Origin of the sequence: Bacillus sp. FSL K6-3458 (genome assembly GCF_038005045.1) — a bacterium.
Taxonomy (GTDB): domain Bacteria; phylum Bacillota; class Bacilli; order Bacillales; family Bacillaceae; genus Bacillus; species Bacillus altitudinis.
Map to the genome: position 1 here is coordinate 805,616 of NZ_JBBOSI010000001.1, position 26,188 is coordinate 831,803.

Here is a 26,188-nt window from a genome sequence, read left to right on the forward strand (position 1 = left end):
AAAGGGGGAAATAATTTGGGATTAAAACCATTACAAGAGACGTGGGATTTAGATGCCTTTTTTAAAGGAGGCAGTTCTTCACCAGAATTTAAGACATACCTGCAAAACATTCAGCAGCTATTAGATGAGTTACGACAAAAGGTAGATGCCTTTTCAAAAGAAGATACACAAATTGAAAAAAAGTTAACAGCTGTCCTTGAAACGTATGAAATCACATATAAAAAACTAGCGCAAGCAGGTTCATTTGTATCCTGTCTACAATCTCAAAATACAAAGGATATGAAGGCGGGCAGTCTCCGAGGGTCCATTGCCAAGCTGGAAGCTGAATTAGGAACCATTCTAGCAGGGTTTGATCAATCACTTGCTGAGATTCCTACTAGCCAGTGGGAAGAATTAATGGATTCAGTCGCTTTTTCAGATGTTCGTTACATATTAAATGAACGAAGAGAACATGTGAAAGATCAACTGCCTGTTGAACAGGAAACACTCATTCAAAAACTAGCAGTAGATGGGTATCATGCGTGGGATGAACTTTATTCTAGCTTGGTGAACAAAATTACCATTCCATTTGAGCAAAATGGTGAAACACAAATGATCTCTGTAGGCCAAGCAGAAAATGCGATGGATGATTCAGATCGTGAAGTAAGAAAAGCCGTGTATCATAATTTAGAACATGCATGGACACAGGATGAACATTTGTTTGCAAGCACACTCAATCATCTCGCTGGTTTTCGTTTACAAGTATATGAAGCAAGAGGATGGGATCATATATTAAAAGAGCCCCTTGATATTTGCCGGATGAAACAAGAGACGCTCGATACAATGTGGTCTGTCATTGATGAACATAAACAGCCATTCATTGATTATTTACAACGTAAAGCTGACATGCTTGGGGTTGATAAACTAAGCTGGTTTGATGTGGGAGCGCCTATTGGAAGTGAGACAAAAACCTATTCTTATCAAGATGCAGCCGCTTTTATTATCAAGCATTTCGCAGGGTTTGGAAAAGAGCTTGCTGCTTTTACTGAAAAAGCTTTTAATGAACGCTGGGTAGAAGCTGAGAATCGCCCAAACAAACGAGTGGGCGGTTTTTGTACGAATTTCCCTGATAGCGGAGAATCACGTATTTTTATGACCTTCTCAGGGACTCCATCCAATGTAGCGACACTAGCACATGAGCTTGGTCATTCGTTCCATCAGGAAGTCATGCAGGATGTTCGGATGTTGAATCGTAAGTATGCGATGAATGTAGCTGAAACTGCGTCGACATTCGCAGAAATGATTGTGGCAGATGCTTCATTAAAAGAGGCGGCCAATGAAGAAGAGCGTCTCAGTTTGCTAGAGGATAAGCTGCAGCGCAGTGTGGCATTCTTTATGAATATTCAATCACGCTTTTTATTTGAACAACGTTTTTATGAAGAGCGCAAACAAGGAGAAGTGCCAGCTGACCGCTTGAATGAGTTGATGGTAGAAGCACAGAAGGAAGCCTTTGGCGACTCTTTAGATGAATACCATCCGCATTTCTGGGCGTCTAAACTGCATTTCCATATTACAGGGGTCCCGTTTTATAACTTCCCTTACACCTTCGGGTACATGTTCTCGCTAGGTATTTACGCGAAAGCATTGCAGGCTGGAGCATCATTTGAAGAGAAATATATTGCGCTATTAAAAGATACAGCGTCAATGACTGTAGAAGATTTGGCATATAAGCACCTAGGTGTCGACCTGACTCAAAAAGCGTTTTGGGAAGAGGCCATTTCACTGGCTGTGGCAGATGCTGAAGAGTTTTTAGAAGCGACGAAGGCATAAAAAATGAAAAGCTCCCATTACGGGAGCTTTTTTGCTGGTTTTAACCATTCCAGCATCGTCTGAACGATGTCTTTTTGTTGCGTGAGGACTGGAATATCTGCAGGCTGATCCCCTTTTTGTTTGCCATACATGCCAAATTGAGCATGATTACCGCCTTTTATCTCATGGTACACCGTTTGAGAAGGTAGCTGCTTTTTCGATTTTTTGATTTTTTCTTGTGTCGCCAGCCCATCTTTTTCGCCTGAAATAGATAATACTTGCAAGGACGCCTGTTTCAAATCATCTGATGCAGGATAGGAGGCAAGGAAAAAGAGGCCGTCCAGCTTGCTTTGATTTTTCTCTGCATACATAGCGGCAGATGTCCCGCCTAGCGAATGTCCGCCAATGTACCAATGCTTGATGGCTGTATGACTTTTGAGGATATCCTCTGCCTTCTTCGTATTAAAAATCGCGAAGGAAAATGGCATGTCTGGGATAAAGACCGAATAGCCTTTCTTCATCAGCGCATTCCCTAGATAGGCATAAGCAAGAGGTTCAACTTTTGCCCCAGGATATAGAATGATGCCAGTATCGCTTTTTGATGCTTCAAATGAATATACCCCATTTTTATGATCAACCTGCTCAATCTTCATCTGCTTTTTTAACGCTTCCGATGGTCCATATGTAAAGCGGCTCCATGTATAGAAAGCACCAAAAGCTAAGATGATGAGTGCAAGTAATGTAATACCGGTGATCTTCAGTATTTTCTTCATCGTATGTCCCTTCTTTCTCATGTACATATTAAATATACCATCATTTACTCTTCTGCCAAACGGCAAGTACGCTGATCCGGCTGTGTGATAAAGTATTAATCCATTAGCACTGCATTTGGCTGTTATTTACAATCTGAATGAGAGGGCTTAAAATAGGTGTGCATTCAGAAGTAACGGAGGAAGAAAGACATGAAGCAGGAACATTCTCAACTTTGGATTGAAGTGAAAAATTATGTACTCATTTTAATAGGATCAGCCATCGTGGCGGTTGGCTTTAATACGTTATTATTACCAAATCAGATTGCTGCTGGCGGTGTGAGTGGAATCAGTACCATTATGCAGTCATTCGGTTTTGAAGCTGCATATGTACAATGGGGTCTCAATATTCCGCTCTTTATCGCAGGCTTTTATTTATTAGGTGGAACATTTGGGGTAAAAACGCTCGTTGGTTCTGTCTTTTTACCTTTAATGGTGTTCTTAACAAGACACATTGTTCCTGTCACCCATGAAGCACTGCTCGCCGCAATATTTGGCGGTGTAGTGATTGGGATCGGGATTGGGCTCGTTTTCCTCGGCAATGGTTCAACGGGGGGAACGGCACTTGCGGCCAAAATCATCAATAAATATACAGGGCTGACGTTAGGTACTTGTTTAGCGATGATGGACGGTTTGATTGTTTTGGCGGCCATGACTGTTTTTGGGATTGAAGAAGGACTGTACGCTGTGATCGGAGTGTTCATTTCTAGTAAGACGATTGATGTGGTTCAGGCTGGCTTTAGTCACTCGAAGATGGCCATGATTATTACGGGCCATGAGGATGAGGTCAGACAGGCGGTGTTTGATCAAATTGATCGTGGTGTAACGAAGATTTCAGCAGTAGGTGGGTACACCGACCATGACCGGCCTATTTTAATGTGTGTGGTAGGGCAGTCACAATTCACAAAGTTGAAACAAGTGGTAAAAGCGATCGATGCATCAGCATTTGTCATCGTCATGGATGCAAAAGAGGTGCTTGGTGAGGGTTTTAAAAGGGCGTAAACAAGGATATAATAACGTTGACCAAATGATTGTAAGGGAGGGAAATACATGAAAAAGAGCGGATTAACGCTTCTTTTTGTCGCTATGCTTTTTGTACTTGCGGCCTGTGGAGGAAATTCAAGCAGCAGTGACAAAGAAGGCAGTAAAAGTGCTTCAAGTGTGAGCAGTGGTGAAGAGATTTATCAGCAAAACTGTATTGGCTGTCATGGAAAAGACTTATCTGGCGGAGGCGGCCCAAGCCTGAAAGAAGTCGGGAAGAAATATAATGAAAGCCAAATTGCAGATATTGCCCAGAACGGTAAAGGATCTATGCCAAGCGGAATGGTAGATGAAAAACAAGCAAAAGAAGTCGCCAAATGGCTTGCAGAGAAAAAATAAAACCTTTGTCTAATCGACAAGGTTTTTTTATTTTCTATTTGTAGAAAAAGACTTTTGGATAGTATGAAAACGTATTATATTAAATTTTATTTAAAAAATAAGGGTAAAAAGACACGTTTTTCGGTTTTGATTGCTCTATTTACCTTTTATTTATAAGTTTTGAAATATAAATGTAATACCATTGCGTCGATTCATGACGTATAATTGGAGTTGTTGAAATTTAGACGATTCAATTTTTTCATCTTTTTGGATGAAAAGGACATAAATTGCTTGTGCGTATCGAAGGGTATGTGCGTGACCATACATAACGTTTTTTGACGAGAAGTGTCAGAACATCATGATAAGCTGTTTGACAGCGAATAAGAAAAGATTAGGTGATTACATGATTGAAATGAAGGAAGTCTATAAGATCTATCCTAATGGTGTAAAGGCGATCAATGGAATCAATGTCTCTATCCATCCAGGAGAGTTTGTGTATGTTGTTGGTCCCAGTGGCGCTGGTAAATCCACGTTCATTAAAATGATGTATCGTGAAGAGAAGCCAACAAAAGGGAAAATCTTAATTAATAACAAAGATTTAGGCTCGATGAAGGAAAAAGAAATTCCTTATGTGAGAAGAGAAATTGGCGTAGTATTCCAAGATTTCAAACTGCTTCCAAGTCTCACGGTCTTTGAGAACGTGGCATTTGCTCTTGAAGTCATTGGTGAACAGCCAAGTATTATTAAGAAAAAAGTGCTTGAGGTACTTGATTTGGTGCAATTAAAGCACAAAGCTCGTCAATTTCCAGATCAGCTTTCCGGCGGTGAACAGCAGCGTGTATCGATCGCTCGTTCGATCGTCAATCATCCTGAGGTTGTCATTGCAGACGAACCGACAGGAAACCTTGATCCAGATACTTCATGGGAAATCATGAAGACACTCGAAGAGATTAATAACCGCGGAACAACAGTCGTCATGGCGACACACAACAAAGAGATTGTAAACAGCATGAAGAAACGCGTCATCGCAATCGAAGATGGAATGATTGTGCGTGACGAAGCAAGAGGGGAGTACGGAATTTATGATTAAAACTCTCTCGCGGCATTTACGTGAGAGCTTCCGTTCACTTGGAAGAAACACGTGGATGACATTTGCATCAATTAGTGCGGTCACTGTCACATTGATTTTAGTTGGGGTTTTTCTTGTCATTATGCTCAACTTGAATAACATGGCATCGAACGCTGAGAAAGAAGTAGAAGTAAAAGTTCTCATCGATTTAACGGCGAATCAAAAGCAGCAGGATGAATTAAAAGCAGAAATTGAGAAGATTCCTGAAATCAGTGATGTGAAATATTCATCCAAGGATGATGAACTAAAAGCACTGATTAAAAGCTTTGGTGAAAATGGACAATCTATGGGACTGGTTGATCAAGAAAATCCATTGAATGATGCGTTTATTGTGAAAACAACAGATCCCCACGATACACCAAAAGTAGCGAAGAAATTAGAAAACCTAAAAGGGACGTATAAAGTCACTTATGGAAAAGAAGAGGTCAGCCGACTCTTTAATGTTGTCGGAGTGGCGCGTAATGTCGGCATCGCACTTATTATTGGGCTTTTATTTACAGCGATGTTCTTGATTTCCAATACGATCAAAATTACGATTTTTGCTAGACGTAAAGAAATTGAGATTATGAAACTAGTAGGTGCAACGAACTGGTTTATCCGCTGGCCGTTCTTCATCGAAGGATTACTACTTGGTGTATTTGGCTCGATTATACCAATCGCTGTATTGCTTGGCACGTATCAATATGCTGTCGGCTGGGTGGCGCCAAGGGTACAAGGTTCATTTATTTCAATGCTTCCATACAATCCGTTTGTCTATCAAGTATCACTGATCCTTCTATTGATCGGTGCCATTATCGGTGTGTGGGGAAGTTTAACGTCCATCCGTAAATTCTTGAAAGTATAAATCTATTTATATTGATGGCAGCACTCGAAGATTCTATAGAAGATGTGACCGGCTGATCCAATTCATCCGGTCGACTCTTCATGCAGGCAGTTGTCATGGGAGGGGAATATCGTTTTGAAAAGAAAGCTGATAATGGCTGGAATGGCAGCGTTTATTGGAACAACGTGGCTATACATTCCAGGGAACGAAAATCGTGCATTCGCATACGAAGACCTAGATCAAAAACGTCAACAAATTGAAGAGAAAACATCGAAGACTGAATCAACCTTGAAGAAAAAGAAATCAGAACTGGCAAAGCTTGAAAAGAAAGAATCAAAGCTAAAGCAAGAAATTGAAAAAATTGACCAAAAAGTAAGTGCCGCAACTGAAAAAGTCGCTGAAAAAGAAAAAGAGGTCAAAAAGACGAAACAAGAGATCAAAAAACTAAAAAAAGAGATTGAAGTCATCAACGAACGAATTGAAAAGAGAAAAGCGATTTTCAAAGATCGAATTCGTTCTATGCAAAAAAGTGGCGGTACAATCAACTATTTAGATGTGCTGCTAGGTGCTCGTAGCTTTAGTGATTTTGTCAGTCGTGTGGGAGCTGTTACAACCATCGTCGAAGCAGATAAAGACATGATTACAGAACACGAAAATGATTTGGAGCTAGTAGAGCAAAAAGAAGCAGAGCTAAATAAACAGCTAAGTGGACTTGAAACATCTTTGAAAGAGCTTGAAACGTTGAAAAAGGACCTATCTAAACAGCAAAAAGAAAAAGGAAAAGTCCTTGGTCATGTAACGGAAGAAAAAGAACATGCACATGATGAACTAGGAAAGCTTGAAAATGAACAAGAAATTTTAGCGAATCAAAAAGCGGCGGTAAAGTCTGAAGAGGCACGTCGTCAAAAAGAAGAAGCGAAGAAAGCAGAACAAGCAGCTGCTGAAAAAAGTGCACCTGCACCAAGTGGAGGATCTGATCAAGTGTCAGATACACCAGCAAGTAGCTCAGGTTTCATTAAACCAGCTGCAGGCCGTTTCTCATCAGGCTTTGGCGGACGTTCTGGCGGACAGCATTACGGATTAGATATCGCTGCAAAAGGCACTGTATCTGTCGTTGCAGCCGCATCTGGAACTGTCACGAACTCAAGCTACTCGTCGAGTTATGGGAACGTGGTGTTCATTACACATAACATCAATGGCCAAACGTATCAAACGGTATACGCTCATCTTTCAACAAGAAGTGTGTCAACAGGTCAAAGAGTCGAGCAAGGTCAATTCCTTGGATATATGGGCAACACAGGTCAGTCTTATGGCCAGCATCTTCATTTTGAAATTCATAAAGGATTATGGAATGGCGCGAAATCAAATGCAGTCAATCCAGCGCAATATATCCGCTGACAAAAAGCCGATAACATCATGTTATCGGCTTTTTTCATGTAGATGAAGTTAAAATAACAGCAGTAATCCGGCAATAATAGGTGTTAAAAGCACAGCGGATTTTAAGAGAGGTTTCGGCGCAAGGCGTGTAAATTTTGCCCCAATAAAAGCCCCTAATACGGTACCGATTAAGATCTGAACAAGCAGGATAAAGTCAACATAGCCTTCTGAAATATAGCCAATTCCACCGCCAATAGAGATTGGAATAATCACTAGCATCGTTGTGCCAACAGCTTGTCTAATAGACAGCTTCAGCAAAATCAAAAGCCCCACTTGTATAAATGGTGCTGATCCGATACCGAACATCCCTGAAAGCATCCCTGATACAAGGCCTAATATAATGCCCCTGATCAGCAATTGGCGTGAAGAAAGCGGCTGCTGCTCAGCATCTTCTTTTAGGACAAACAATTTGATCATCATAAAAACAGCAGATAAAAAGAGCATACCAGCTGTTAAATAGTGCAGGCTATCCTCTGGAATAAAAGGAGCCACTTTTGCTCCGGCAAATGAAGCAATACAAGCTAGTGCACCGACAATCAAACCTGATTTGAGCTGGATATTTCCTTCCCGGTAGTGGCTGTATGCACCAGATAAAGTCGTAAATGCCATAGCAGCTAAAGATGTCCCAAGTGCAGTATGGATTGGTACATCAAAGATTAACGTCAGCAATGCGATGACAAAACCAGCCCCGCCAGCTCCTACAAACCCTAGTAAAATTCCTAATAAAAGCATCGTCAATATAATATACATAGCGAAGACTCCTTCTCGATCGTAACAAAATAAAAATTACACCTATTGAAATGATTAGTCAAGCCTCCTTAGGAGAATGTCTTTACATGAAATCCCTTCTTCTGGCATATAATAACTCAGGTCATCAGGAAGAGTTGAAGAAGGAGGCCAAATATGAAAAAACAAATCGCATCCATCATGGCAAGTGTCATTCTCATCATCAGTGCAGGGGTTATGACGCATAAAGAGGCGACTCAAGCGGAGTCACCGAAAGCGGCTGCAGTGGCTGGACAAGCTCAATCAAGTGATCGAGCGAAGGAAAACGGAATGGAGAAAATTGAGAAAGCCTATGACCTCATTTCGAATGAATATGTAGAGGAAGTGGATCGTCAAAAGCTGCTTGAAGGTGCCATACAAGGAATGCTTTCAACCTTAAATGATCCGTATTCAGTATACATGGACAAGCAAACCGCAAAGCAATTTTCGGATTCACTTGATTCCTCATTTGAAGGAATTGGGGCAGAAGTTGGAATGGATGAAGGAAAGATTATCATTGTCTCTGCCTTTAAAAAATCCCCTGCGGCAAAGGCGGGTCTGAAACCGAAAGATGAAATCATCAGCATTGACGGTGAGACGATGAAAGAAAAAAGCCTAAACGATGCTGTACTGAAAATAAGAGGAAAAAAAGGAACGTCTGTCGCCTTGAAAATCAGACGAAATGGAATTGAAAAAGAGCTAACATTCCATATCAAACGAGAAGAAATCCCGCTTGAAACCGTAACGGCTTCAATGAAAGAGGTCAATGGTCATAAAACAGGCTATATTGCGATCTCTAGCTTCTCTGAAGATACGGCGAAGGATTTCACGGCAAGCTTGAATAAGCTCGAGAAAAAGGGCATGGAAGGCCTTGTGCTGGACGTGAGAGGAAATCCTGGCGGCTATCTACAAAGTGTGGAAGACATTTTGAAACATTTTATCACAAAGGATCAGCCATATATTCAAATTGCAGAACGGAATGGCGATCGAAAACGATATTTTTCAAAACGAAAAGAACAAAAACCATACCCGGTCAATGTCTTAATTGATAAAGGAAGTGCATCCGCTTCTGAAATTCTGGCTGGTGCCATGAAAGAAGCAGGGAAGTATGAAGTGGTAGGTGACGTTTCCTTTGGTAAAGGGACTGTGCAGCAGGCGGTACCAATGGGAGATGGGAGTAACATTAAATTAACGCTGTATAAGTGGCTGACACCGAAAGGGAATTGGATTCACAAAAAAGGTGTTGTGCCGACCATTGCGATTCATCAACCAGATTACTTCACCGTTGGCCCGCTCCAGCTGAAAGAACCGCTTCAGCTTGATATGAACAATGAAGAAGTCAGACAAGCACAGACATTGTTAAAAGGGTTATCATTTGACCCAGGCAGAGTAGATGGATATTTTGACGAAGAAACGAAAAAGGCTGTACTCGCATTTCAAAGCACATACAATCTCGAAAAATCAGGTGTGATTGATTTAAAGACAGCGAAAATGATGAACAAGATGGTAGATGAAGTGAAATCTTATGAAAAGAATGATCTTCAGCTACAAACTGCACTAAAAGCACTATATCTCAAAAAATAAAGAGGCGAATAAATGCCTCTTTTTTTTGGTTCATAAGTGTTACGAACATGTAATAATTTATTCTTAAAAATATATTATATCGAGAAATATATTCATTTATTTTACAAAAAACATAACATTCCTTCGAATTTACCCGATAACATATTTATATAAGAGACTTTCTGTTGATTTAAACATGTCATGAAAATGAAACTTTTGAAAGTTGTATGTTACATAAATAATTCTTACAATAAAAAGTAGCACTCATTTTAAATATTTTATTTTTTGCGGATATTCAGCTTAAGCATTGAGCTGTACCGAGGTTTGCGCTTTTCTTAAAAGAACTAGTAAATGGGGGTACACAATTGAAAAGGGCAAGTATTGTGAGAGAGAAAAAATATTACGAGTTGGTAGAGGAGCTTAAGAGTCGTACGAAAGATGTGACGTTTTCGGCTACAAAGGCATTAAGTCTACTCATGCTGTTAAGCAGGTACTTGGTCAATTACACAACGGTAGAATCAGTCGACGAGATCGATGAAGACTGTGCTGAGATATACTTCAATTATTTAATGGATAATCATAAGAGACTTGGTATAAACTTAACCGACATCAAGAGGTCCATGCAGCTTCTCGGCGGCATACTAGATGTAGATGTAAATCACTATTTAAAAGATTTTTCACTGTCGAATGTCACACTTTGGATGAATCAGGAGAAATAAACCTGATGTCAAGCATCGATTTATTTGATAGAATAAGAGAAAATGCTTGACTTGGGCGGTGAACGATAATGAGCTCGGAGTGGATGGGAGCCGGATTAAAAGCGGTCGGTCTGTTTTTAATCCATCCTCTTTTTTATTTTATGATATTAATCAGCCTATTATATGGCTACATCCGCGTAAAGCGGGAGAGAAAAGCGTTTCAAACAAGAATAGAAGATGTTTACGATGAACTGAAATTTACATATTCAAAAGGATGGGTTCCAGGAATTTGTCTATCGATCATATCTGTAGGCTTAGGGATTTCCCTTCCGCCTGGATTCATCGTGCTGATTGCAGCGATGACCATCGTTTTCTCTTTATTCTTTAAGGCGAGTGCGCTTTCGTCTGCATACACACTCGGTTTCAGTTTTATTGCGGCATTTGGACTGATGTCTGTTCAAGTGAGCCATTCTTGGCTGCCGCAGCTTTCAATGATGAATGCATCAGCCGTTGTGATCCTGTTAGGGCTACTGTTAATGACCGAAGGCATCTTAGCCTATCGAACGGCGCATTTACGTACATCGCCTGCAATGGTGATGAGTGCGAGAGGACTTTTGATCGGCCAGCAGCGAGCAAACCGTCTGTGGCTTTTACCACTTGTTTTGCTGATGCCGGCAGGTGAATGGACTTCTTCTCTGCCATGGTGGCCTGTGCTTCAAGTGCACGATCAAAGCTTTTCATTTATTGTGATCCCGTACATCATCGGCTTTGGCCAGCGTATTCAAGGATCGCTGCCAATTGTGAGTATTCAAATTACGTCACGCCGAATAATGATGCTCGGTCTAGTTGTTGCTGCAGTAGGTGCGGCAAGTATTTGGTTTGAGCCGATTGCGTGGGGAGCTGTTGTTCTAGCGATTGCAGGAAGAGCCTTTTTATCATGGAAGCAGAGGGCGAATGACAACGCTGCACCATTCTTTTTCTCTAAGCGGAATCAAGGGCTTATGGTGCTTGGTATCATTCCGAATACCCCTGCGGCTGATTTAAAGCTTGAGATCGGAGAAATTATTACAAAGGTCAATGGAATCGAGATCAAAACCGTTTCAGAATTTTATGAAGCACTACAAACCAATCGTGCTCTGACAAAGCTTGAGATCATTGGTCTCAATGGTCAGACAAGGTTTGAGAAACGCGCCTCCTACGAAGGGGAGCATCACCAGCTTGGTATCCTGTTTGTGAAGGACGATCCACAGCAAGAGCCCACGGCGATTTCATCTTAAAAAAAGCTGCTAGAGATGGCAGCTTTTTTCTTTTGGGCGCGTTTCTTTCCCATAGGATTCGCCCCATTCACGCATGGCAAAGATAATGGGCTTTAACGTATTTCCAAGAGAAGTCAGTGAATACTCGACACGAGGAGGAACTTCCTCATAGACTTCACGGTGAACAATTCCGTCTTGTTCAAGTTCTCGTAATTGCAACGTCAGGACACGCTGCGAAATTCTTGGCAGAAGCCGGCGTATTTCGTTGTAACGCTTTGGACCGCAAGTCAAATGATAAAGGATGACGCCTTTCCATTTCCCTCCGATGACATTTGTAGTGATAGACACGGGACAGCCATGATTCACAATACTGACTGGATTGGATGGTGCACTCATCTCAACATTCCTTTCTTAAACGAAAATGGTCATAAACGAACATGTTTGTACCTAACGAACAAAAATGTGCGTACTTGAATCAATGAAAGCTTTTCTTTTACCATAGAGATAGGACATCACACATTCGGGTTGTTTGTTTTCCTATCATAACAATTTCTATTAGGGAATGGAAAGAAATTGGATTGTGGGAACACACCTGTTCATTAGAAAGGATGAATAATATGCGAGACAAAGAGCTATTAAAAAAAGAAATCATTGAGGCGTATGAATTCCGTCATGCGACAAAAGAGTTTGACCCAGCGAAAAAGATTCCAGAGGATGATTTTGCATTTATTTTAGAAACAGGAAGACTTTCTCCAAGCTCTGTAGGGTTTGAGCCTTGGAAGTTCCTCGTTATTCAAAATGAAGCATTCAGAGAAAAATTAAAAGAGTATACATGGGGGGCGCAAAAGCAGCTTCCAACTGCCAGCCATTTTGTGATCATCTTGGCAAGAACAGATGCCCGCTATGATTCAGCATATGCAGAATACATCAACAAGCAAATCAAAGGAATGACAGACGAAACGTTTGAAATGGTCAAGGGGCGCTACAGAGAATTCCAAGAGAACGATCTTCATCTACTAGAAAATGACCGTACATTATTTGATTGGGCTTCAAAACAAACGTATATTGCCTTAGGTAACATGATGACAGCTGCGGCACAGATCGGCATTGATTCATGCCCAGTTGAAGGATTTAGCTACGATCACATCCATCGTATCTTAGAAGAAGAAGGGTTACTGGAGGATGGTCAATACGACATCTCTGTCATGGCAGCCTTTGGTTATCGTGTCACTGAGCCAAAACGCGGCAAAACACGTCGCCCGATGGATGAAGTAGCTGTTTGGATTCGTTAATCGCTGTTTGTCTGAAAAAGGCTGTTGACAATTGCGTGGTTAGTCAGTATATTTAAAAAATAAAATCTTTGACGAATATACAAATTTGACTATAAACGCTTTGACTTGAGAATAGTAAATGAACATCCGTTTTTTAAGAGAGCTGCGGGTCGGTGCAACGCAGTAAAACGAATCATTGAACTCGCTCAAAGAGCGGTAAGACTGAATGAATAGTAAGTCTTTACGTGTGACCTCCGTTATCGGGTTTTAAGTTGGATTCAGCCATGGCTGAATCAATAAGAGTGGTAACGCGGTTGCAAGGTCAGTCGTCTCTTCCAGGAGATGGCTGGCCTTTTTATATGCTTTTATCTCATATTTGTCTGAAGATTCAAATTTAAAGGAGCTATAGAAAATGGAAAAGGAACATGTGCAGTTAAAACGAACAATGACATCAAGGCATATTATGATGCTTGCGCTTGGCGGTGCCATCGGTGCTGGTCTGTTTAAAGGAAGCAGTTCTGCCATTGATATTGCGGGTCCTGCTGTCATTTTGGCATACATGATTGGTGGTCTTATTTTATTATTTATTATGCAAGGACTTGCCGAAATGACCGTTGCACGACCTGGAGCAAGAACATTCCGTGACTTGATTGAACCTGTGTTAGGAAAGTATCCGGCCTATTTCTTAGACTGGATCTATTGGAAGATGTGGGTGCTGAACATTGCAGCAGAAGCGATTGTGTCGGCCATCTTTATTCAGTACTGGTTCCCACAAGTGCCAATCTGGATGCTTGTGTTAATCATTTCACTTGTAGTCACAATCATTAATGTTTGCTCAGTCAAAATGTTTGCTGAGACAGAGTATTGGTTAGCTTCTATTAAAATTGCTGTCATCATCTTATTTATTATCATTGGATTTACCATGCTATTTGTCTCATTCGGACAGCATGCAGCACCTGGATTGTCTAATTTAACGGATCACGGTGGATTTTTCCCAAATGGTACTGGCGGATTAATTGCAGCAATGCTGGTTGTCGTGTATTCATATGGTGGGACGGAGATGATTGGGGTCACTTTAGCAGAAACAAAAAACCCTGAAAAAGTCATCCCAAAGGCCATTCAAAGTACGTTTGTACGCATCATCGGTTTTTATGTACTACCGTTCTTTATCATTGTCAGCTTAATCCCTTGGAATCAAGTCAACAATGAGCAAGTAAGTCCATTTGTGACAGTGTTTGCAACAATCGGAGTACCGTATGCTAGTGACATCATGAATGGTATTATCTTACTAGCGATTTTGTCTTCTATGAACTCTGGCTTGTATGCTTCATCACGGGTGCTTTATACACAGGCAATGGATGGCCGTGTATGGAAAGGATTCTCCAAGCTGTCAAAACAGCAGGTGCCTGTTCGAGCCATCCTTGTATGTACATCTACCTTGTATGCAGCTGTATTGATTTCTCTTTTTGTAGGAAGTCAAACGTTTAATTACTTAATGGGCTCTTTAAGTTACACAGTTCTATTCATCTGGTTTATCATTGCCGTCGGTCATTTGAAATCTCGAAGCGTCGCACAGCCAGGCGGATATCGCGTGAAGCTGTATCCTTTCACAACGTGGTTTTCAGTTATTGCGATCATGGCCATTTTTGTCGGCGTTGTATTCAATACACCAATTGTTCAAACGCTGGTCACCATGGGCATTTATTTAATCATTACACTATCTTTCTTTATTAACAGAAAACGGTTTGAAACAGCCGTCTAATTTATTAAAAAGCGTGCAGGACCTTCTGAAGGGTCTCGCACGCTTTTTTTAATGCTGTTTATATTGCTTGAAGTGGACAGGGGATTGAACGGGATGTGGCTTTGCCTGAAGGCCATAGCTATCCCTGACGATATAAAGCGGCCGGTCCTTGGCTTCATCGTAGATTCGGCCGATATACTCCCCAATCATGCCTAACATAAAGAGGATGATCCCACTAAAGAATAGCTGAATGACAATTAATGAACTCCAGCCGGTGATGGTGCTGTTTGTAAAAAGCTTTAAATATAAAACTAGAAACATCGAAATGAAGCCAATAGCTGAAAGGGCAATACCTGCCACGCTGGCTAGCTTTAAAGGTTTGTAAGAAAAAGATGTGATCCCATCCATCGAGAGCTTGAGCATCTTTTTGAGAGGGTACTTTGTTTCTCCTGCCAACCGCTCATCCCGAACATATTCTACCGCAATCTGTTTGAAGCCAACCCAGCTCACTAATCCGCGGACAAATGGGTTTTTCTCGCGTATTTTTTTCATTTCATGACACACTTTACGATCCATCAATCTAAAGTCGCCGGTGTCAATAGGAATATCTACTTCGGTGATTTGACGTAGCACCCGGTAGAAAAGGGAAGCCGTGTACTTTTTGAAAGCTGTTTCGCCTTTTCGTTGCGTGCGGACCGCGTATACGACCTCATAGCCTTCCTTCCATTTTTCAATCATGTCTAAAATCAATTCAGGTGGATCTTGTAAATCCGCATCAATCACTACGACAGCTTCTCCCTTTGCATAATCCATTCCCGCTGTAATGGCAATTTGATGCCCAAAGTTACGAGAAAAATCAATAAGTCTCACATGCGGATCGGTCTGGCAGTACCCTTTAATCAGTTCAGCTGTTCGATCCATACTGCCGTCATTGACGAAGAGAAGCTCATATGCTTCTCCCGTCGAATCCATGACGGTCTTGAGGCGCTGATACGATTCATGGATCACAAGTTCTTCATTATACACTGGGACTACAACAGAGTATTGTATGTTCTTTTCCATCAGTCATCGTTCCTCCCTTTTAATAGATGAATTAATCAACGAATAGTTCATAAAGAGTACCGCTCTCCATTCCGCCCATTCGTCCATTTGACTGATCATTTTGTTTTGATTGTTGGCTGTCTGTTTGCTGATTCGTTTTGGATGTAGAGCTGTTCTGCCATTTAGAAGCAGATACTTCTTTGCCATTTTTTTGAATCCAAGTGAGAATGTCAGAGCTGCCGCCTCTCATACCAGAAAGATAGAAGTATTTGATTTTACCGTCTTTAACGAGCTGTTTGAATTCATTAAGCGTGAGAATGTTATCAGATCCACTAAATCCACCTAATGCCATAACAGCTTTTCCTGTTTTAATAATGTAAGGCGAAGCAGTGGTTGCATCTGTTGTCCCGAATAGGAATTCTTCTCCCGTATTGTTTTTCTCAAGATAGCTGATCAGCTTTTCATTGACTTGTGAACTCATGCTGCCACTTGAAGTTGCAAGCTGAGGACCAGCCTCTGGCAGCATACTGTTTCCTCCGTAAAGAAGAGGTGTGCTTGCCCAGTATAGGGGTGCGATCAGCATCCCAAGGATGGCAATGAGAGACATGAATTGTTTTAGTTTTTCTTTTCCTTTTATCAAAAGTAGAGAAAGGATCGTTCCAATACCAATGATACCGACTGCAATGCTTAATCCAAGACCGATTGTGCTTGTAAATGTGGATAGGATAAAGATTTCAAATGCGGTTGTGACGAATATCGCAATTGGCAGTAGCCATTTTTTAAAGCCAGTTCCCGTTTGAAACAATTGAGTCATAGACACCCATCCGGCTCCTGCTAATACAGCAATTGGCGGTGCCAGCATGATTAAATAATAGTGATGGAAAAATCCTGCTACACTGAAAAATGCAGCAACAGGTATAAGCCAAGCTAACCAAAATAGTGTTTCTTTTTGTTTTGTATTGAGACGTCTTCTTTCAAAGGCTGTCGAGAAGAAGAGACCAATCGCACCAAAGAGCGCAAATGGAAGCAGCCAGCTGATTTGATCGGACAGTTCAGATTGGAACAGACGTAATGGCCCTTTTGTTCCTGTTCCAAACATGCCAGAACCACTTCCCATTTTTCCGCCCCCACCATTTGGCGGTCCATCACCATTACCGCCTGAAGGCATATCAGGTGGTGTTGTGCCGTTTGCACTGCTTGGTGGTCCTTGCATTGAGGGCTGTTCCTGACTGGATGATTGGTTTGAACTGTCTGAGTTGTTTTGAGTTCCATTTGATGGCGGCTGAGGCATGGTGGATGAATTATTGTCATTTTGCTGATCGCCCTGCTGTGAAGGTGGCTGTCCCTCACCCTGATTTGTGCCGCCTCCTCCGCCAGACTGTTGACCAGTCAACCGCTGCAGACCATTGTAACCAAAGGCTAATTCTAGTGCTGAGTTCGATTGACTTGATCCCATATAAGGACGATTGTCTTTGGAAGTGAGATCAACCGCTATAGACCATGAAGCAGATACACCTAAAAGAACAATCATTGAAATCATCAGCGATAACAACTTTTTCTTCCATGTCGTTCGATAGGCAATGATGTAAAACAGGACGAGAGCCGGTACAATCATATACGCTTGTAGCATTTTTGTATTAAAGCCGACACCGATCATTGCAAAAGAAGCAATCGCCCAAAGCACTTTCTGCTGTTTCACAGCCTTGAACATCATGGCTGTTGCGAGTAAAAGAATAAAGACGAGTAAGCTGTCAATGTTATTTGTACGAGATACAGCAACTGCGATTGGTGTACACGCCATAATAAGCGCTGACAGTCTTGCAGCAGCCTGGCCAAATGTAGGTTTGACTAGGCGGTAGATTAAATAAACAGATCCAATGCCAGCTAAAGCTTGGGGTAAGATCACACTCCAGCCATGCAGGCCGAAAATTTTGGCACTGATCGTTTGCAGCCAGAAGGCGAGCGGTGGTTTATCAACCGTGACATAACCTGAGGGATCGAACGAAGCAAAGAAGAAATTATGCCAGCTTTGCATCATACTTGTGACCGCCGCTGTATAATAAGCGTTCACCGTATCGTCGTTCCAAATGTTATAAATGTTTAAAATGGCAGATAAAATCAATATGAAAAATAAATAAAGATCAAATTTCTGAAAGCGTCTAATCAAAAGCTTGTCACTCCTTTTTCTTAACTTGAAAAAAGTGTAACAAGCAAATATGAATAAACTGTTAATAAAAAAAGGCCAATTCTTTATTTTTCTGTTGAATAAAAACAGCTCTAGAAAAGAGCTGTTTTGTTTAAGATGTCATCTTATTTTATGAGGAGACAGGCGGAGTTTCAGTGGTCTCTGCACTTGGTAATTGTATAATAGCGGTCGTACCTAGGCCTTGTTCAGATTGAAGAACGAACGTGCCACGATGTTTTTTTATAATTTGATAAACAATGGCTAGTCCAAGACCAGAGCCGCCATCTTTTCTTGTGCGGGCTTTATTCACTCGATAAAAACGCTCAGAAACATGAGGGAGATCTCCTTTTGGAATTCCGCTGCCTTCATCTGTAATTCTCAATTCAGCAGTTTGTTGGTGAACGAATAATTCAATCGAAATCGATTTTCCTGAAGGCGTGTAATGGATGGCATTGTCCAATAAATTACGAACGACTTGCTCAAGTCGATCGCTATCACCATAAATAATACAATCCTCTTCGAGTTCGCGGTTGAACGAGATTCTCTTTTGACTAGCAATGAATGTCATTTGATCAAGAACATCATGAATAAGCTGCGCAAAGACGATCGGCTCCATCGTTAGTGGGTAAGATTCCCCCTCTAACTGTGCGAGATCAAGAAGGTCATGTACGAGCCGGCTTAATCGTGTGGATTCGTCTTGAATAATCTGCATGCCTTTCTTTTGATCAATAATGCCTTCTTCAATTCCTTCAGCATAGCCTTTCATATAACTTAAAGGCGTTCTCAGTTCGTGGGAGACATTGGCAAGGAACTCTCTGCGATGCTGTTCAACTTTTTCTAAGGTAGAGGACAGTTTATTAAAGGAACGGCTCAGCTGATTTAACTCATCCCCTTTTTTGGTCACAGCCATGCGTTTTGAAAAATCACCAGATTCCATTTCCATTGCAATTTCTTTCATTTGATTGATCGTCCTTACGACTTTATTAGAACTTTTATATCCAATAAAGAAAATCAAAAGCAGGATAATTAAAATAGAGATGCCAAGCGTTAATCGAATTTGAACAAACGGTTCATACACATCAGATAAAGGCATAGAGAGGAAAATGGTTCCTGATAAATCATTTTTGTTTGAGAACACAGGGATGGCAATCCCGAGAATATCTTGATGAAACTGGGGGTGTTCTCTAATTAACACAACTGTTTTCCCCTGAAGAAGCTTTTGGCGTTCTTTAAACGTAATGAGGTTATCGTTTGTATTCGTATCAAAAGGAATACCGCTTGAAAGCTCCATAGGATCATCAGTAAAAATAACACTTGCCTGACTTGAGTCATTTGCCCACTTCATTCTGTCAGTAAAATATGTGTCTTTCCCGTGTTTGTGATAGATTTCTGCCAGCTTCTTTCCTTGTAAACTTAAAGAGTCAATCTGTTTATCTATATATAAGTGCTGGTATAAGTAATAAGTCAGGGCAAGAGCTGAGGCAGCAACGATGCCTATAACGGAAAGGATTAAGAAAAGCACTTTCCTTTTAATAGATAATGGCTTCATTTGTCCTCCTCAAACTTATAGCCGACACCCCAAACGGTCTTAATATACCGTTCCGCTTCCTTTAATTTCAGTCTTAGTGTTTTAATATGTGTATCGACTGTTCTTAAAGAGCCACTAGGTGAGTGTGATTCCCACAATTTTTGATAGAGCTGTTCACGGGAAAAGACTTGGCCTTGATTGAGCAGAAGAAACATAAGTAAATCAAATTCTCTTCTTGTTAAATTGATGGGCTCTTGCTTGAGATAGACTTGTCTGCCATCTTGGTCGATCTCCAAGTCACCAATCATGATTCGACTGCGCTTTAAAGAAAGACCTCTAATTCGTCTTAATGTCGTTTCAATTCTAGCTGCAAGCTCACGTAGACTAAAAGGCTTCATGATGTAGTCGTCTGCTCCAATTTCCAGCCCCTTAATGCGATCCTCTTCATAACTTCTAGCTGTTAAAAATAAAATGGGGATTTGAGAGGTTTGCCTGATGCGCTGGCAGACTTCGAATCCATCCATATCTGGCATCATAATATCCAATACAACAAGGTCAATGGCCTCTTTTTCAAGCTGATGTAAGGCGCCCGTGCCATTATTTGCAGTTATCACGTGAAAGCCTTGTCTTTGCAAAAAGGATTCGATTAACTCAAGCATATCTAATTCATCATCTACTATTAAAATATTCATCTGTTCTTTCATTTCTTTTCCTCCAACATGATAGCATAAGGTCCTGCTGGGATGTTCAGTCGGTTCTTCAACATAAATGTATGTTTGTCGATGACGGATACTGAATTGTCATCTAAGTTACTGACATATATAGATGAGGAATCAGCAGTGATATAATTCGGATTTTGACCGGTCTCAACAGAGGAAAGTAGTTTGTTTTTCTCGGTATTTACTTTATATAGTGTATGGTCTCCATGACATAATACATATAAAGTAGAAGAGTTTTTTTCTGAAAAAAATGCGACTGGCATAACACCTAGTTTGATTTCTCGCTGTTTCTTACCTGTTTTAGGGTCGTAAGCAAAAATGCTCTTATTTAATGTGCCCGGTTTACCGTGTCCTCCAACCCAAATGGAATGCCCATCGAAATGAATGCCAGATGGCCGTTCTAGAACGGAAATCGTTCGTATCTTTTTTTTCTTTTCAATATCAATGACTGAAACAGAATGACTTTTTGCATTTAAAACAAACAACTTTCCAGAAGAAGACAACGCCATAGAAGAGGGTAATGTCCCGGTCTTCACAGTTGCTTTTATTTTCTTGTGCACTGTATCGATAAAATAAACGACATTTTTCTCTGAATCGGTCACAAGTAAAGTGTTGGTATCTGCATCATACGCAAGTGAAGTCAGACCTTTATTCACATCCATATAGTCCGCTGCTGTTCCTTTTTTTAAATTGATTTCTATAAGAGATTGTCCTTCCTTACTTGATGCAATGATCACGTCTTTGTTGATGTGAACAAGATCAGTGAGAGGATGTTTTAAATCAACGGAAGAGACAATTTTATTTTTTTGTAAATCAACGATTGAAAAGGAGGCTTTTTTTAGTTGAGAAATGACAGCAATTGATTGAGAGCTGCCAGGGGGCGTAAATTGCTGGTCTTTTCCGCAGCCTGCTAGGAAAAATAGTAGAGCTGACAAGCATATTAAAAAATATTTCACTCGTTTCATCCTTCTGCTCCTTTTGTGCTCTATTTTCAAAAAGCATAACACAAAAATTGTGAAAAAAAATCGAAGTTATGAATGCTGGAAGAAATGAAAAGAAGTTTTTAGGTGGGGAAGTAGAGGTAAATGAAAGCTGAAATTTCTTTTTCGTTTATTCATATGACATTTTTTCATGAGTAAAAGATCATTTTCACAGTTTGATCATTGTATCCATAATCGGTTACAGTAACAAATAATCATAGCTCCCCCGCCCTAAATAGAGCGAAGGGAGTCATTAAGCAGAGTGTTCAGATGAATGAGAAGTGGGTTTCGTTTTTAGACGATGAGAGAGGAGGAAACCAAGAATACCTGCGCCCATTAATATGATAAATAAAGATTGAAAACCACTTAATATACCAATTAAAGTAGATGAAATGATACTTCCGAAATATCTAAAGGTGGAAAAAATCCCAGATGCAGAGCCGGATAAACTCTGATCAACAGATGTTAAAGAAGCCATCTGCATGCTAGTCATGCCAATACCTGATGAGATCCCCCCAGCGACTAATGTGATGATAAGGAGTGGTAAATTTGGGTAGCTGCTTAGTGTGATCAGCATAACACCTGATAAAGTAAGACAGAGAAATGAAAATCGAATCATTTTTTTGGCACCTTTTATTGGATGGAGCTTTGCCCCGAGTAATCCACTAATAGACATACAGAGTGAAAAGATCGAAAGGAAAATCCCGCTTTGTGTATGAGAAAGCGCGAGTTTTTGCTCCATAAACAGCGGCATAATGAGAAGAATCGCGTACATCACAAAATTACTAAGCATGATAGAAAGGTTAGCGTTCGTAAAGGTACTGTTTTTAAATAATGTCAAATCAATGATGGGATTTGTAAATTTCCGTACGTGTTTGAAAAATAAAGGAATGGAAATGACCGCTAGAACGCCATAGATCATGTATTCGTTTAATAATTGGCTTTTAGTAAACAAAATGAGTGTGGCGATCCCGATTGTTAAGTATAACGAACCGATGATATCTACATTGGCTTGTAAACGCGTATGTTTCATCTTCGGAATCATAAAAACGCCTGTCACAAGTGTGAGAATCAAAAATGGTATATTCACTAGGAAAATGGAATGCCAGTCAAAGCTCTGAATGAGAATAGAGCCGATAAAAGGTCCGAGTGCGGCACCAATTCCCGCTCCAAAACCGAAAAAACCCATAGTTTTAGAAAGCTTTTCATGTGATACTGTTGCTCGAATTAAAGCAATGCTGTTCGGTGTTAATATAGCTCCGCCTGCCGCTTGAATTGATCGGAAGCTAATAAGAAAAGCAAGATTAGGTGCGAAAGCACATCCAATGGAGCCAATCAAAAAGAGTATCACACCAGCTAAATACATGCTACGGTGGCCGTATATATCTCCCAGCTTACCCGCAATAGGTTGAGTGACTGCCATGACAATTAGATAAATCGTGACCACCCAAGTAATGTTTGATATGGATTGATCGTAATAAGTTGATATGGATGATAGAGCGACTGCGATCATGGTTGAATTGACTGGAACTAAAATAGCTCCAAGCAGCAAAGAATAAATGATCAAGTTCTCTTTTTTAAGATTCAATGTGTTTACCACCTTTGTAAAAAAGAAGAATTTCACCCAATTAAGTGGAGGAAATTCCTCTCATGAAAATGTGTGTGCATGTCTCAATAAAGTCTTCTTTTTGTGTTAAAACAAGCTGAATGTCTTGCTCTAGCTGTTGAATGAAAAAGCCAAAATACGTGCTAATAAATATATCTGCATAGATGTCTTCTTTTCCTTCTAATACACGATGCTGAGCACTCATTTTTTTGAAATAATGAATCAGCATATCTCTCAATTCTTGAGGATAAATTTTTTCATGGTCTGTTAAATCTTTAAACATAGCGGGTTCTCTCATGCTGATATAGATAAATTCTTTTTTTGAAGTCAAATCTTCAAGGAAATAGCTACCGAGAAATTTTAAATCGGTGTATAAATCGTCTTTAAATTCAGCTTCAAGGGTTTTGGTCGGTGTTGATTTCATTTTCATAATGGCAGCAATCACGCCGCGTTTGTTTTTAAAGTTACGAAAAATTGTCGCTTCACTTACATTCGCTTTTGTCGCAATTTCTTTTGTCGTTGTTTTTTGATAGCCCTTTTCAGACAATAATTCCATTGTTGCGCGAATGATCCGCTGATTTGTTGATTTTAACAAGCATACTCACCTCAGGTTATGAATGTGTTTGCAACAAAGTAAGTATACCGATAAAATCTGTGACCGCCAATATGATCCAAACAGTGACGACTATGCCCGTGAATGCTGATTTAATAACTGGATACGCCCATTGGCTCCATCTACTGTCACGAGGTCACCAGATTTTAGTTTTTCAGTTGCGATCCGTGTACCTAAGACAGCAGGTATCATATATTCTCTAGCGATAATAGCGGAATGGGACAAAATGCCGCCAGAATCGGTGATGACTGCTTTTGCGTCTCTAAATAAGCTGGTCCATAAAGGTGTCGTTGTTTTACAAACTAAAATGTCATCTTTCTCAAATTGTGAAAATTCATCAGCAGATGTAATGACTCTGACTCTTCCGGAAGTAATGCCGCTAGATGCACCAATTCCATAGATTGCATCGTCTGTGTTGTTTTCATTTTCCCTTAGCGAACCAAGCATTCTTTCTACTTGCTGCAATTCAGCTTCAGAAGGCGTTCCTGTATAAGCTGGTGGTTGGATGGATTCATTTTCCTTCATTTCAATTTTTCTTTGCTGAATGATCGAATCGTATGTGGTCGAAGTTGTGAGCGCATTGAGTACTTCATCATCGTAAAGATACCAAAGGTCTTCTTGATGAGGGATCGCTCCTTTTTGAACAAGAAGTTCACCAATTTTTAAGAGATAGAGTCTCGCTTTTGCATCTAACATGGCATCAATGTAAAAGTGATGATCATCTCGAATATTGGCTGCATGGAGTGCAAAATGATAAAGTTCCTCAAATTTTGTTTTAAACGCTTCATCTGTCACTTGACTGATAAACTGTTCATACGTTTCTTGCCTTTTGATCACGGCTTGTGCAAATTCTTCATCAAAATCAGATTGGTGCCGAATGTTGTTTCTAATGATGTCCAAGACAAATTCAGGATTTTCCACCCATGTTTCCTCTGTGAAATCATGGCTTTTAACAGACCGCCAACCATAGACTTGGAGAAAAGCTTCTACGTCGGAAATGAAGTTTTTTCCTTTATCTGTGTGATTGAGGGCAAATAATAGTTCAGCATTCGTTGAATGATCTTTAAATGCCTGAAGAAGCTCGGAATCTTGAAGAACGTCTTTTGCCAAGTGAGATAGCTTTTGATCTGTTTCAAGAGACTTGTTCATCACACCTATCATCATTTCATGCAGCAGAACGACTTGTGTTTGATCCCCAGTATATGTGACAAGCATGTCTTCAATGATCGCTGATAGAATGACTTGAGGTATGACAATATCAAAATGGTCGTCATACGCTCTTAGATAAATCTCCTTTAATTCTTGAAAGCCATTAATGGCTTCCTCAATTGTTAGCGGTTGAGTGATTTGCTGATCAAGTTTTTCGTATAATGGGAACAAGTTTTGCTTTAAAATGCGATACATTCTTTCGCTTAAACGAGGAAACATTTCGAATAGGCTCTCGTCAAAAACTGGTTCCTCTGACGCTTCTGGCATAGACGGTGAAGAATACAAATGACCTCTATAAAGCTTGATATCTTTAATATTAAGGTCTGGTACTTGATACTTCTCTCCGTTTTTCTTCATCCCGTTTTTTAAAGCAGGTATGATCAAACTTGAAAAAAGAGGACTTGTGGGTCCAGGCATATGATCGTCCATTGAGATCCAGAAGTCTTGCAGCTCTTCAGGTTTCATTTGAAAGGCTGCACCTGAGGAGCCATTTGCTGTATTGGAAAAAGAAGCAGTAATCGGTCTTGCTTGAAGTAAATAAAAAGTACCATCTGACATGCCGAATTCGATATCTACTCCATGTCCATAAAGTTCTTCTACTTGTTTTGTCATTTTCGTGATTTGGATCAATTGATCATCTTGAAGACAAAATTGGCCAGCCATCTCCTCACCTACGGGTTGTTCAATGACGCCCTCTTGACAGGGGACAATTTGGACTTCTTTTGTTCCTAGTGATTTTTCAATAGAGTACGTTTCTTTGTTTACAATAAATGTATCTGGCGTCACAAGGCCGGAGACGATGGCTTCTCCTAGTCCATAGCTTGCAGTCATCATGACTTCGTTTGTTTTTCCTGATACAGGATTCTCACTAAAGATGACACCAGAGATGTCAGAATGGATCAATCCTTGTACAACAACAGCCATGAGCGGCATCTCTTCCTCGTTCTCAATCATTTCTTCCTTATATTCTGTGACTCTTGCTGCGAAGTAAGACGACCAACATTCTTTGACGGCTTGCAAGAATTCTTCATTTGTTTTGATATTTAAATAGGTCTCGTATTGACCTGCAAAGGAGGCGCCTTCAAGATCTTCCGAAACAGAAGAGGATCGCACTGCAACGGACGGATATGTTTTCAACAATGATTGAAAGGATGAAAGTAATTCTGTCTCCATTTGTGAAGGAAACGAAGCTTCTGTGATTTTTCGGGCAAGATTTTGATCAGTTGGATGGAAATTGTGATATGAAAGAAAGCTTGCAAAGCTGTTCGTTTTAATAATAAATCCATCTGGAACTGGCAGTCCGTGATTGTTTAATTTAATTAAATTCACGCCTTTTGCCCCTGCGAGTGATGCGGATTCTTCAGCCGCATGAAATAATACTGAATACATGGGAATGCCCCCTTATCCAAATAGCCAATGGTTTCATTTGTCTCTTTTTGTTTTTTAAAATGATAGTGCGCACTATCATTTTCATCATAGAATTTATTGGATGTAACTGTCAAAGACGTAAAGACCTATCTTTAGAAAGGGGACGTTTTCACTAATTTTCCTCCTCATCTATATCAAAAGTCTTCAACCGAGAAGAAAAAAGCTGAAATTGAAAACTGTGAATTGTTCATTATGCCAATCTTTACTATAATCAAGGGAGTAGACCATGTAGAGGGAGGG

The 26,188-nt window shown here is 40.4% G+C and carries 22 protein-coding genes and 1 other annotated feature; of the genes, 11 read left to right on the forward strand and 11 right to left on the reverse strand.

Translation table 11 applies throughout. The features are described from left to right. Nucleotides 1–15: 15 nt before the first annotated feature. Nucleotides 16–1,809 (forward strand): M3 family oligoendopeptidase, encoded by a 1,794-nt coding sequence (locus MHH23_RS04170; protein ID WP_256688744.1) that lies wholly within the window; start codon nt 16–18, stop codon nt 1,807–1,809. Nucleotides 1,810–1,826: 17 nt separating this feature from the next. Here MHH23_RS04170 and MHH23_RS04175 read toward each other — a convergent pair whose 3' ends face one another. Further along, complete coding sequence (locus MHH23_RS04175; protein ID WP_340958947.1) at nt 1,827–2,561, reverse strand: alpha/beta fold hydrolase; 735 nt, start codon at nt 2,559–2,561, stop codon at nt 1,827–1,829. A 189-nt stretch (nt 2,562–2,750) separates the two neighbouring features. On the opposite strand from MHH23_RS04175, the gene MHH23_RS04180 reads away from it, so the two are divergent. From MHH23_RS04180 to MHH23_RS04200, 5 genes are all read left to right on the forward strand, one after another. Next, nucleotides 2,751–3,599: a YitT family protein gene (locus tag MHH23_RS04180; protein ID WP_217967795.1), complete on the forward strand. Its 849-nt coding sequence runs from the start codon at nt 2,751–2,753 to the stop codon at nt 3,597–3,599. Between the two features lie 48 nt (nt 3,600–3,647). Continuing rightward, the gene (gene cccB, locus MHH23_RS04185; protein ID WP_008348231.1) at nt 3,648–3,977 is read left to right on the forward strand and encodes a cytochrome c551; all 330 of its coding nucleotides are present in this window, start codon (nt 3,648–3,650) and stop codon (nt 3,975–3,977) included. 382 nt (nt 3,978–4,359) lie between these two features. Then, complete coding sequence (gene ftsE / locus MHH23_RS04190; protein WP_008348229.1) at nt 4,360–5,046, forward strand: cell division ATP-binding protein FtsE; 687 nt, start codon at nt 4,360–4,362, stop codon at nt 5,044–5,046. Next, nucleotides 5,039–5,929, forward strand: coding sequence for a permease-like cell division protein FtsX (ftsX, locus tag MHH23_RS04195; protein WP_024719915.1), 891 nt, complete (start codon nt 5,039–5,041; stop codon nt 5,927–5,929). Before ftsE ends, ftsX begins: the two co-directional genes overlap by 8 nt. 114 nt (nt 5,930–6,043) lie before the next feature. Beyond that, a complete protein-coding gene (locus MHH23_RS04200; RefSeq protein ID WP_096881915.1) occupies nt 6,044–7,306 on the forward strand; it encodes a murein hydrolase activator EnvC family protein in 1,263 nt (420 codons plus the stop codon). A gap of 48 nt (nt 7,307–7,354) precedes the next feature. Here MHH23_RS04200 and MHH23_RS04205 read toward each other — a convergent pair whose 3' ends face one another. Further along, nucleotides 7,355–8,095 carry a sulfite exporter TauE/SafE family protein gene (locus tag MHH23_RS04205; RefSeq protein WP_017368130.1) on the reverse strand — a complete coding sequence of 247 codons (741 nt, stop codon included), beginning with the start codon at nt 8,093–8,095 and terminating at the stop codon, nt 7,355–7,357. A gap of 153 nt (nt 8,096–8,248) precedes the next feature. Here MHH23_RS04205 and ctpB point away from each other — a divergent pair, with 153 nt between their 5' ends. From ctpB to MHH23_RS04220, 3 genes are all read left to right on the forward strand, one after another. Continuing rightward, complete coding sequence (gene ctpB / locus MHH23_RS04210) at nt 8,249–9,694, forward strand: carboxy-terminal processing protease CtpB (protein ID WP_047945633.1); 1,446 nt, start codon at nt 8,249–8,251, stop codon at nt 9,692–9,694. A gap of 344 nt (nt 9,695–10,038) precedes the next feature. Then, nucleotides 10,039–10,392: a swarming motility protein SwrAA gene (locus MHH23_RS04215; RefSeq protein ID WP_007500014.1), complete on the forward strand. Its 354-nt coding sequence runs from the start codon at nt 10,039–10,041 to the stop codon at nt 10,390–10,392. Nucleotides 10,393–10,460: 68 nt separating this feature from the next. Continuing rightward, nucleotides 10,461–11,648 carry a PDZ domain-containing protein gene (locus MHH23_RS04220; protein WP_056702907.1) on the forward strand — a complete coding sequence of 396 codons (1,188 nt, stop codon included), beginning with the start codon at nt 10,461–10,463 and terminating at the stop codon, nt 11,646–11,648. Between the two features lie 9 nt (nt 11,649–11,657). On the opposite strand, the gene MHH23_RS04225 is transcribed toward MHH23_RS04220, so the two are convergent. Continuing rightward, nucleotides 11,658–12,023, reverse strand: coding sequence for a winged helix-turn-helix transcriptional regulator (locus MHH23_RS04225; RefSeq protein ID WP_045033986.1), 366 nt, complete (start codon nt 12,021–12,023; stop codon nt 11,658–11,660). 221 nt (nt 12,024–12,244) lie between these two features. On the opposite strand from MHH23_RS04225, the gene MHH23_RS04230 reads away from it, so the two are divergent. Continuing rightward, nucleotides 12,245–12,919 carry an NAD(P)H-dependent oxidoreductase gene (locus MHH23_RS04230; protein ID WP_035701558.1) on the forward strand — a complete coding sequence of 225 codons (675 nt, stop codon included), beginning with the start codon at nt 12,245–12,247 and terminating at the stop codon, nt 12,917–12,919. Nucleotides 12,920–13,010: 91 nt separating this feature from the next. After that, nucleotides 13,011–13,235, forward strand: a binding site (T-box leader). A gap of 75 nt (nt 13,236–13,310) precedes the next feature. Further along, entirely contained in the window at nt 13,311–14,660 is a 1,350-nt protein-coding gene (locus MHH23_RS04235; RefSeq protein WP_008348215.1) for an amino acid permease, read from the forward strand. Nucleotides 14,661–14,708: 48 nt separating this feature from the next. On the opposite strand, the gene MHH23_RS04240 is transcribed toward MHH23_RS04235, so the two are convergent. From MHH23_RS04240 to MHH23_RS04275, 8 genes are all read right to left on the reverse strand, one after another. Next, nucleotides 14,709–15,701, reverse strand: a complete 993-nt coding sequence (locus MHH23_RS04240; protein WP_056702903.1) for a glycosyltransferase family 2 protein — start codon at nt 15,699–15,701, stop codon at nt 14,709–14,711. 31 nt (nt 15,702–15,732) lie between these two features. Beyond that, a complete protein-coding gene (locus MHH23_RS04245) occupies nt 15,733–17,847 on the reverse strand; it encodes an ArnT family glycosyltransferase (RefSeq protein WP_159160016.1) in 2,115 nt (704 codons plus the stop codon). A 148-nt stretch (nt 17,848–17,995) separates the two neighbouring features. Beyond that, complete coding sequence (locus MHH23_RS04250; protein WP_047945637.1) at nt 17,996–19,414, reverse strand: HAMP domain-containing sensor histidine kinase; 1,419 nt, start codon at nt 19,412–19,414, stop codon at nt 17,996–17,998. Further along, on the reverse strand, nt 19,411–20,097 hold the full coding sequence (locus tag MHH23_RS04255; protein WP_159160015.1) for a response regulator transcription factor: 687 nt from the start codon (nt 20,095–20,097) through the stop codon (nt 19,411–19,413). Before MHH23_RS04255 ends, MHH23_RS04250 begins: the two co-directional genes overlap by 4 nt. Then, nucleotides 20,094–21,077: a YncE family protein gene (locus MHH23_RS04260; protein WP_159160014.1), complete on the reverse strand. Its 984-nt coding sequence runs from the start codon at nt 21,075–21,077 to the stop codon at nt 20,094–20,096. Before MHH23_RS04260 ends, MHH23_RS04255 begins: the two co-directional genes overlap by 4 nt. A 268-nt stretch (nt 21,078–21,345) precedes the next feature. Beyond that, nucleotides 21,346–22,680, reverse strand: coding sequence for an MFS transporter (locus MHH23_RS04265; protein ID WP_159160013.1), 1,335 nt, complete (start codon nt 22,678–22,680; stop codon nt 21,346–21,348). A gap of 40 nt (nt 22,681–22,720) precedes the next feature. Continuing rightward, nucleotides 22,721–23,293 carry a TetR/AcrR family transcriptional regulator gene (locus MHH23_RS04270; protein ID WP_340958953.1) on the reverse strand — a complete coding sequence of 191 codons (573 nt, stop codon included), beginning with the start codon at nt 23,291–23,293 and terminating at the stop codon, nt 22,721–22,723. A gap of 90 nt (nt 23,294–23,383) precedes the next feature. After that, a complete protein-coding gene (locus MHH23_RS04275) occupies nt 23,384–25,909 on the reverse strand; it encodes a PEP/pyruvate-binding domain-containing protein (RefSeq protein ID WP_159160012.1) in 2,526 nt (841 codons plus the stop codon). Nucleotides 25,910–26,188: the final 279 nt, after the last annotated feature.

Excerpts from the sequence above, each read along its gene's own strand:
- MHH23_RS04220 (WP_056702907.1), top strand. The coding sequence starts at position 10,461 with ATGAGCTCGGAGTGGATGGGAGCCGGATTAAAAGCGGTCGGTCTGTTT.
- ctpB (WP_047945633.1), top strand. The coding sequence starts at position 8,249 with ATGAAAAAACAAATCGCATCCATCATGGCAAGTGTCATTCTCATCATC.
- MHH23_RS04255 (WP_159160015.1), bottom strand. The coding sequence starts at position 20,097 with ATGAAAGAACAGATGAATATTTTAATAGTAGATGATGAATTAGATATG.
- MHH23_RS04235 (WP_008348215.1), top strand. The coding sequence starts at position 13,311 with ATGGAAAAGGAACATGTGCAGTTAAAACGAACAATGACATCAAGGCAT.
- MHH23_RS04230 (WP_035701558.1), top strand. The coding sequence starts at position 12,245 with ATGCGAGACAAAGAGCTATTAAAAAAAGAAATCATTGAGGCGTATGAA.
- MHH23_RS04180 (WP_217967795.1), top strand. The coding sequence starts at position 2,751 with ATGAAGCAGGAACATTCTCAACTTTGGATTGAAGTGAAAAATTATGTA.
- MHH23_RS04205 (WP_017368130.1), bottom strand. The coding sequence starts at position 8,095 with ATGTATATTATATTGACGATGCTTTTATTAGGAATTTTACTAGGGTTT.
- cccB (WP_008348231.1), top strand. The coding sequence starts at position 3,648 with ATGAAAAAGAGCGGATTAACGCTTCTTTTTGTCGCTATGCTTTTTGTA.
- MHH23_RS04240 (WP_056702903.1), bottom strand. The coding sequence starts at position 15,701 with ATGGAAAAGAACATACAATACTCTGTTGTAGTCCCAGTGTATAATGAA.
- MHH23_RS04250 (WP_047945637.1), bottom strand. The coding sequence starts at position 19,414 with ATGAAGCCATTATCTATTAAAAGGAAAGTGCTTTTCTTAATCCTTTCC.
- MHH23_RS04260 (WP_159160014.1), bottom strand. The coding sequence starts at position 21,077 with ATGAAACGAGTGAAATATTTTTTAATATGCTTGTCAGCTCTACTATTT.
- MHH23_RS04225 (WP_045033986.1), bottom strand. The coding sequence starts at position 12,023 with ATGAGTGCACCATCCAATCCAGTCAGTATTGTGAATCATGGCTGTCCC.
- ftsX (WP_024719915.1), top strand. The coding sequence starts at position 5,039 with ATGATTAAAACTCTCTCGCGGCATTTACGTGAGAGCTTCCGTTCACTT.
- MHH23_RS04175 (WP_340958947.1), bottom strand. The coding sequence starts at position 2,561 with ATGAAGAAAATACTGAAGATCACCGGTATTACATTACTTGCACTCATC.
- MHH23_RS04275 (WP_159160012.1), bottom strand. The coding sequence starts at position 25,909 with ATGTATTCAGTATTATTTCATGCGGCTGAAGAATCCGCATCACTCGCA.
- ftsE (WP_008348229.1), top strand. The coding sequence starts at position 4,360 with ATGATTGAAATGAAGGAAGTCTATAAGATCTATCCTAATGGTGTAAAG.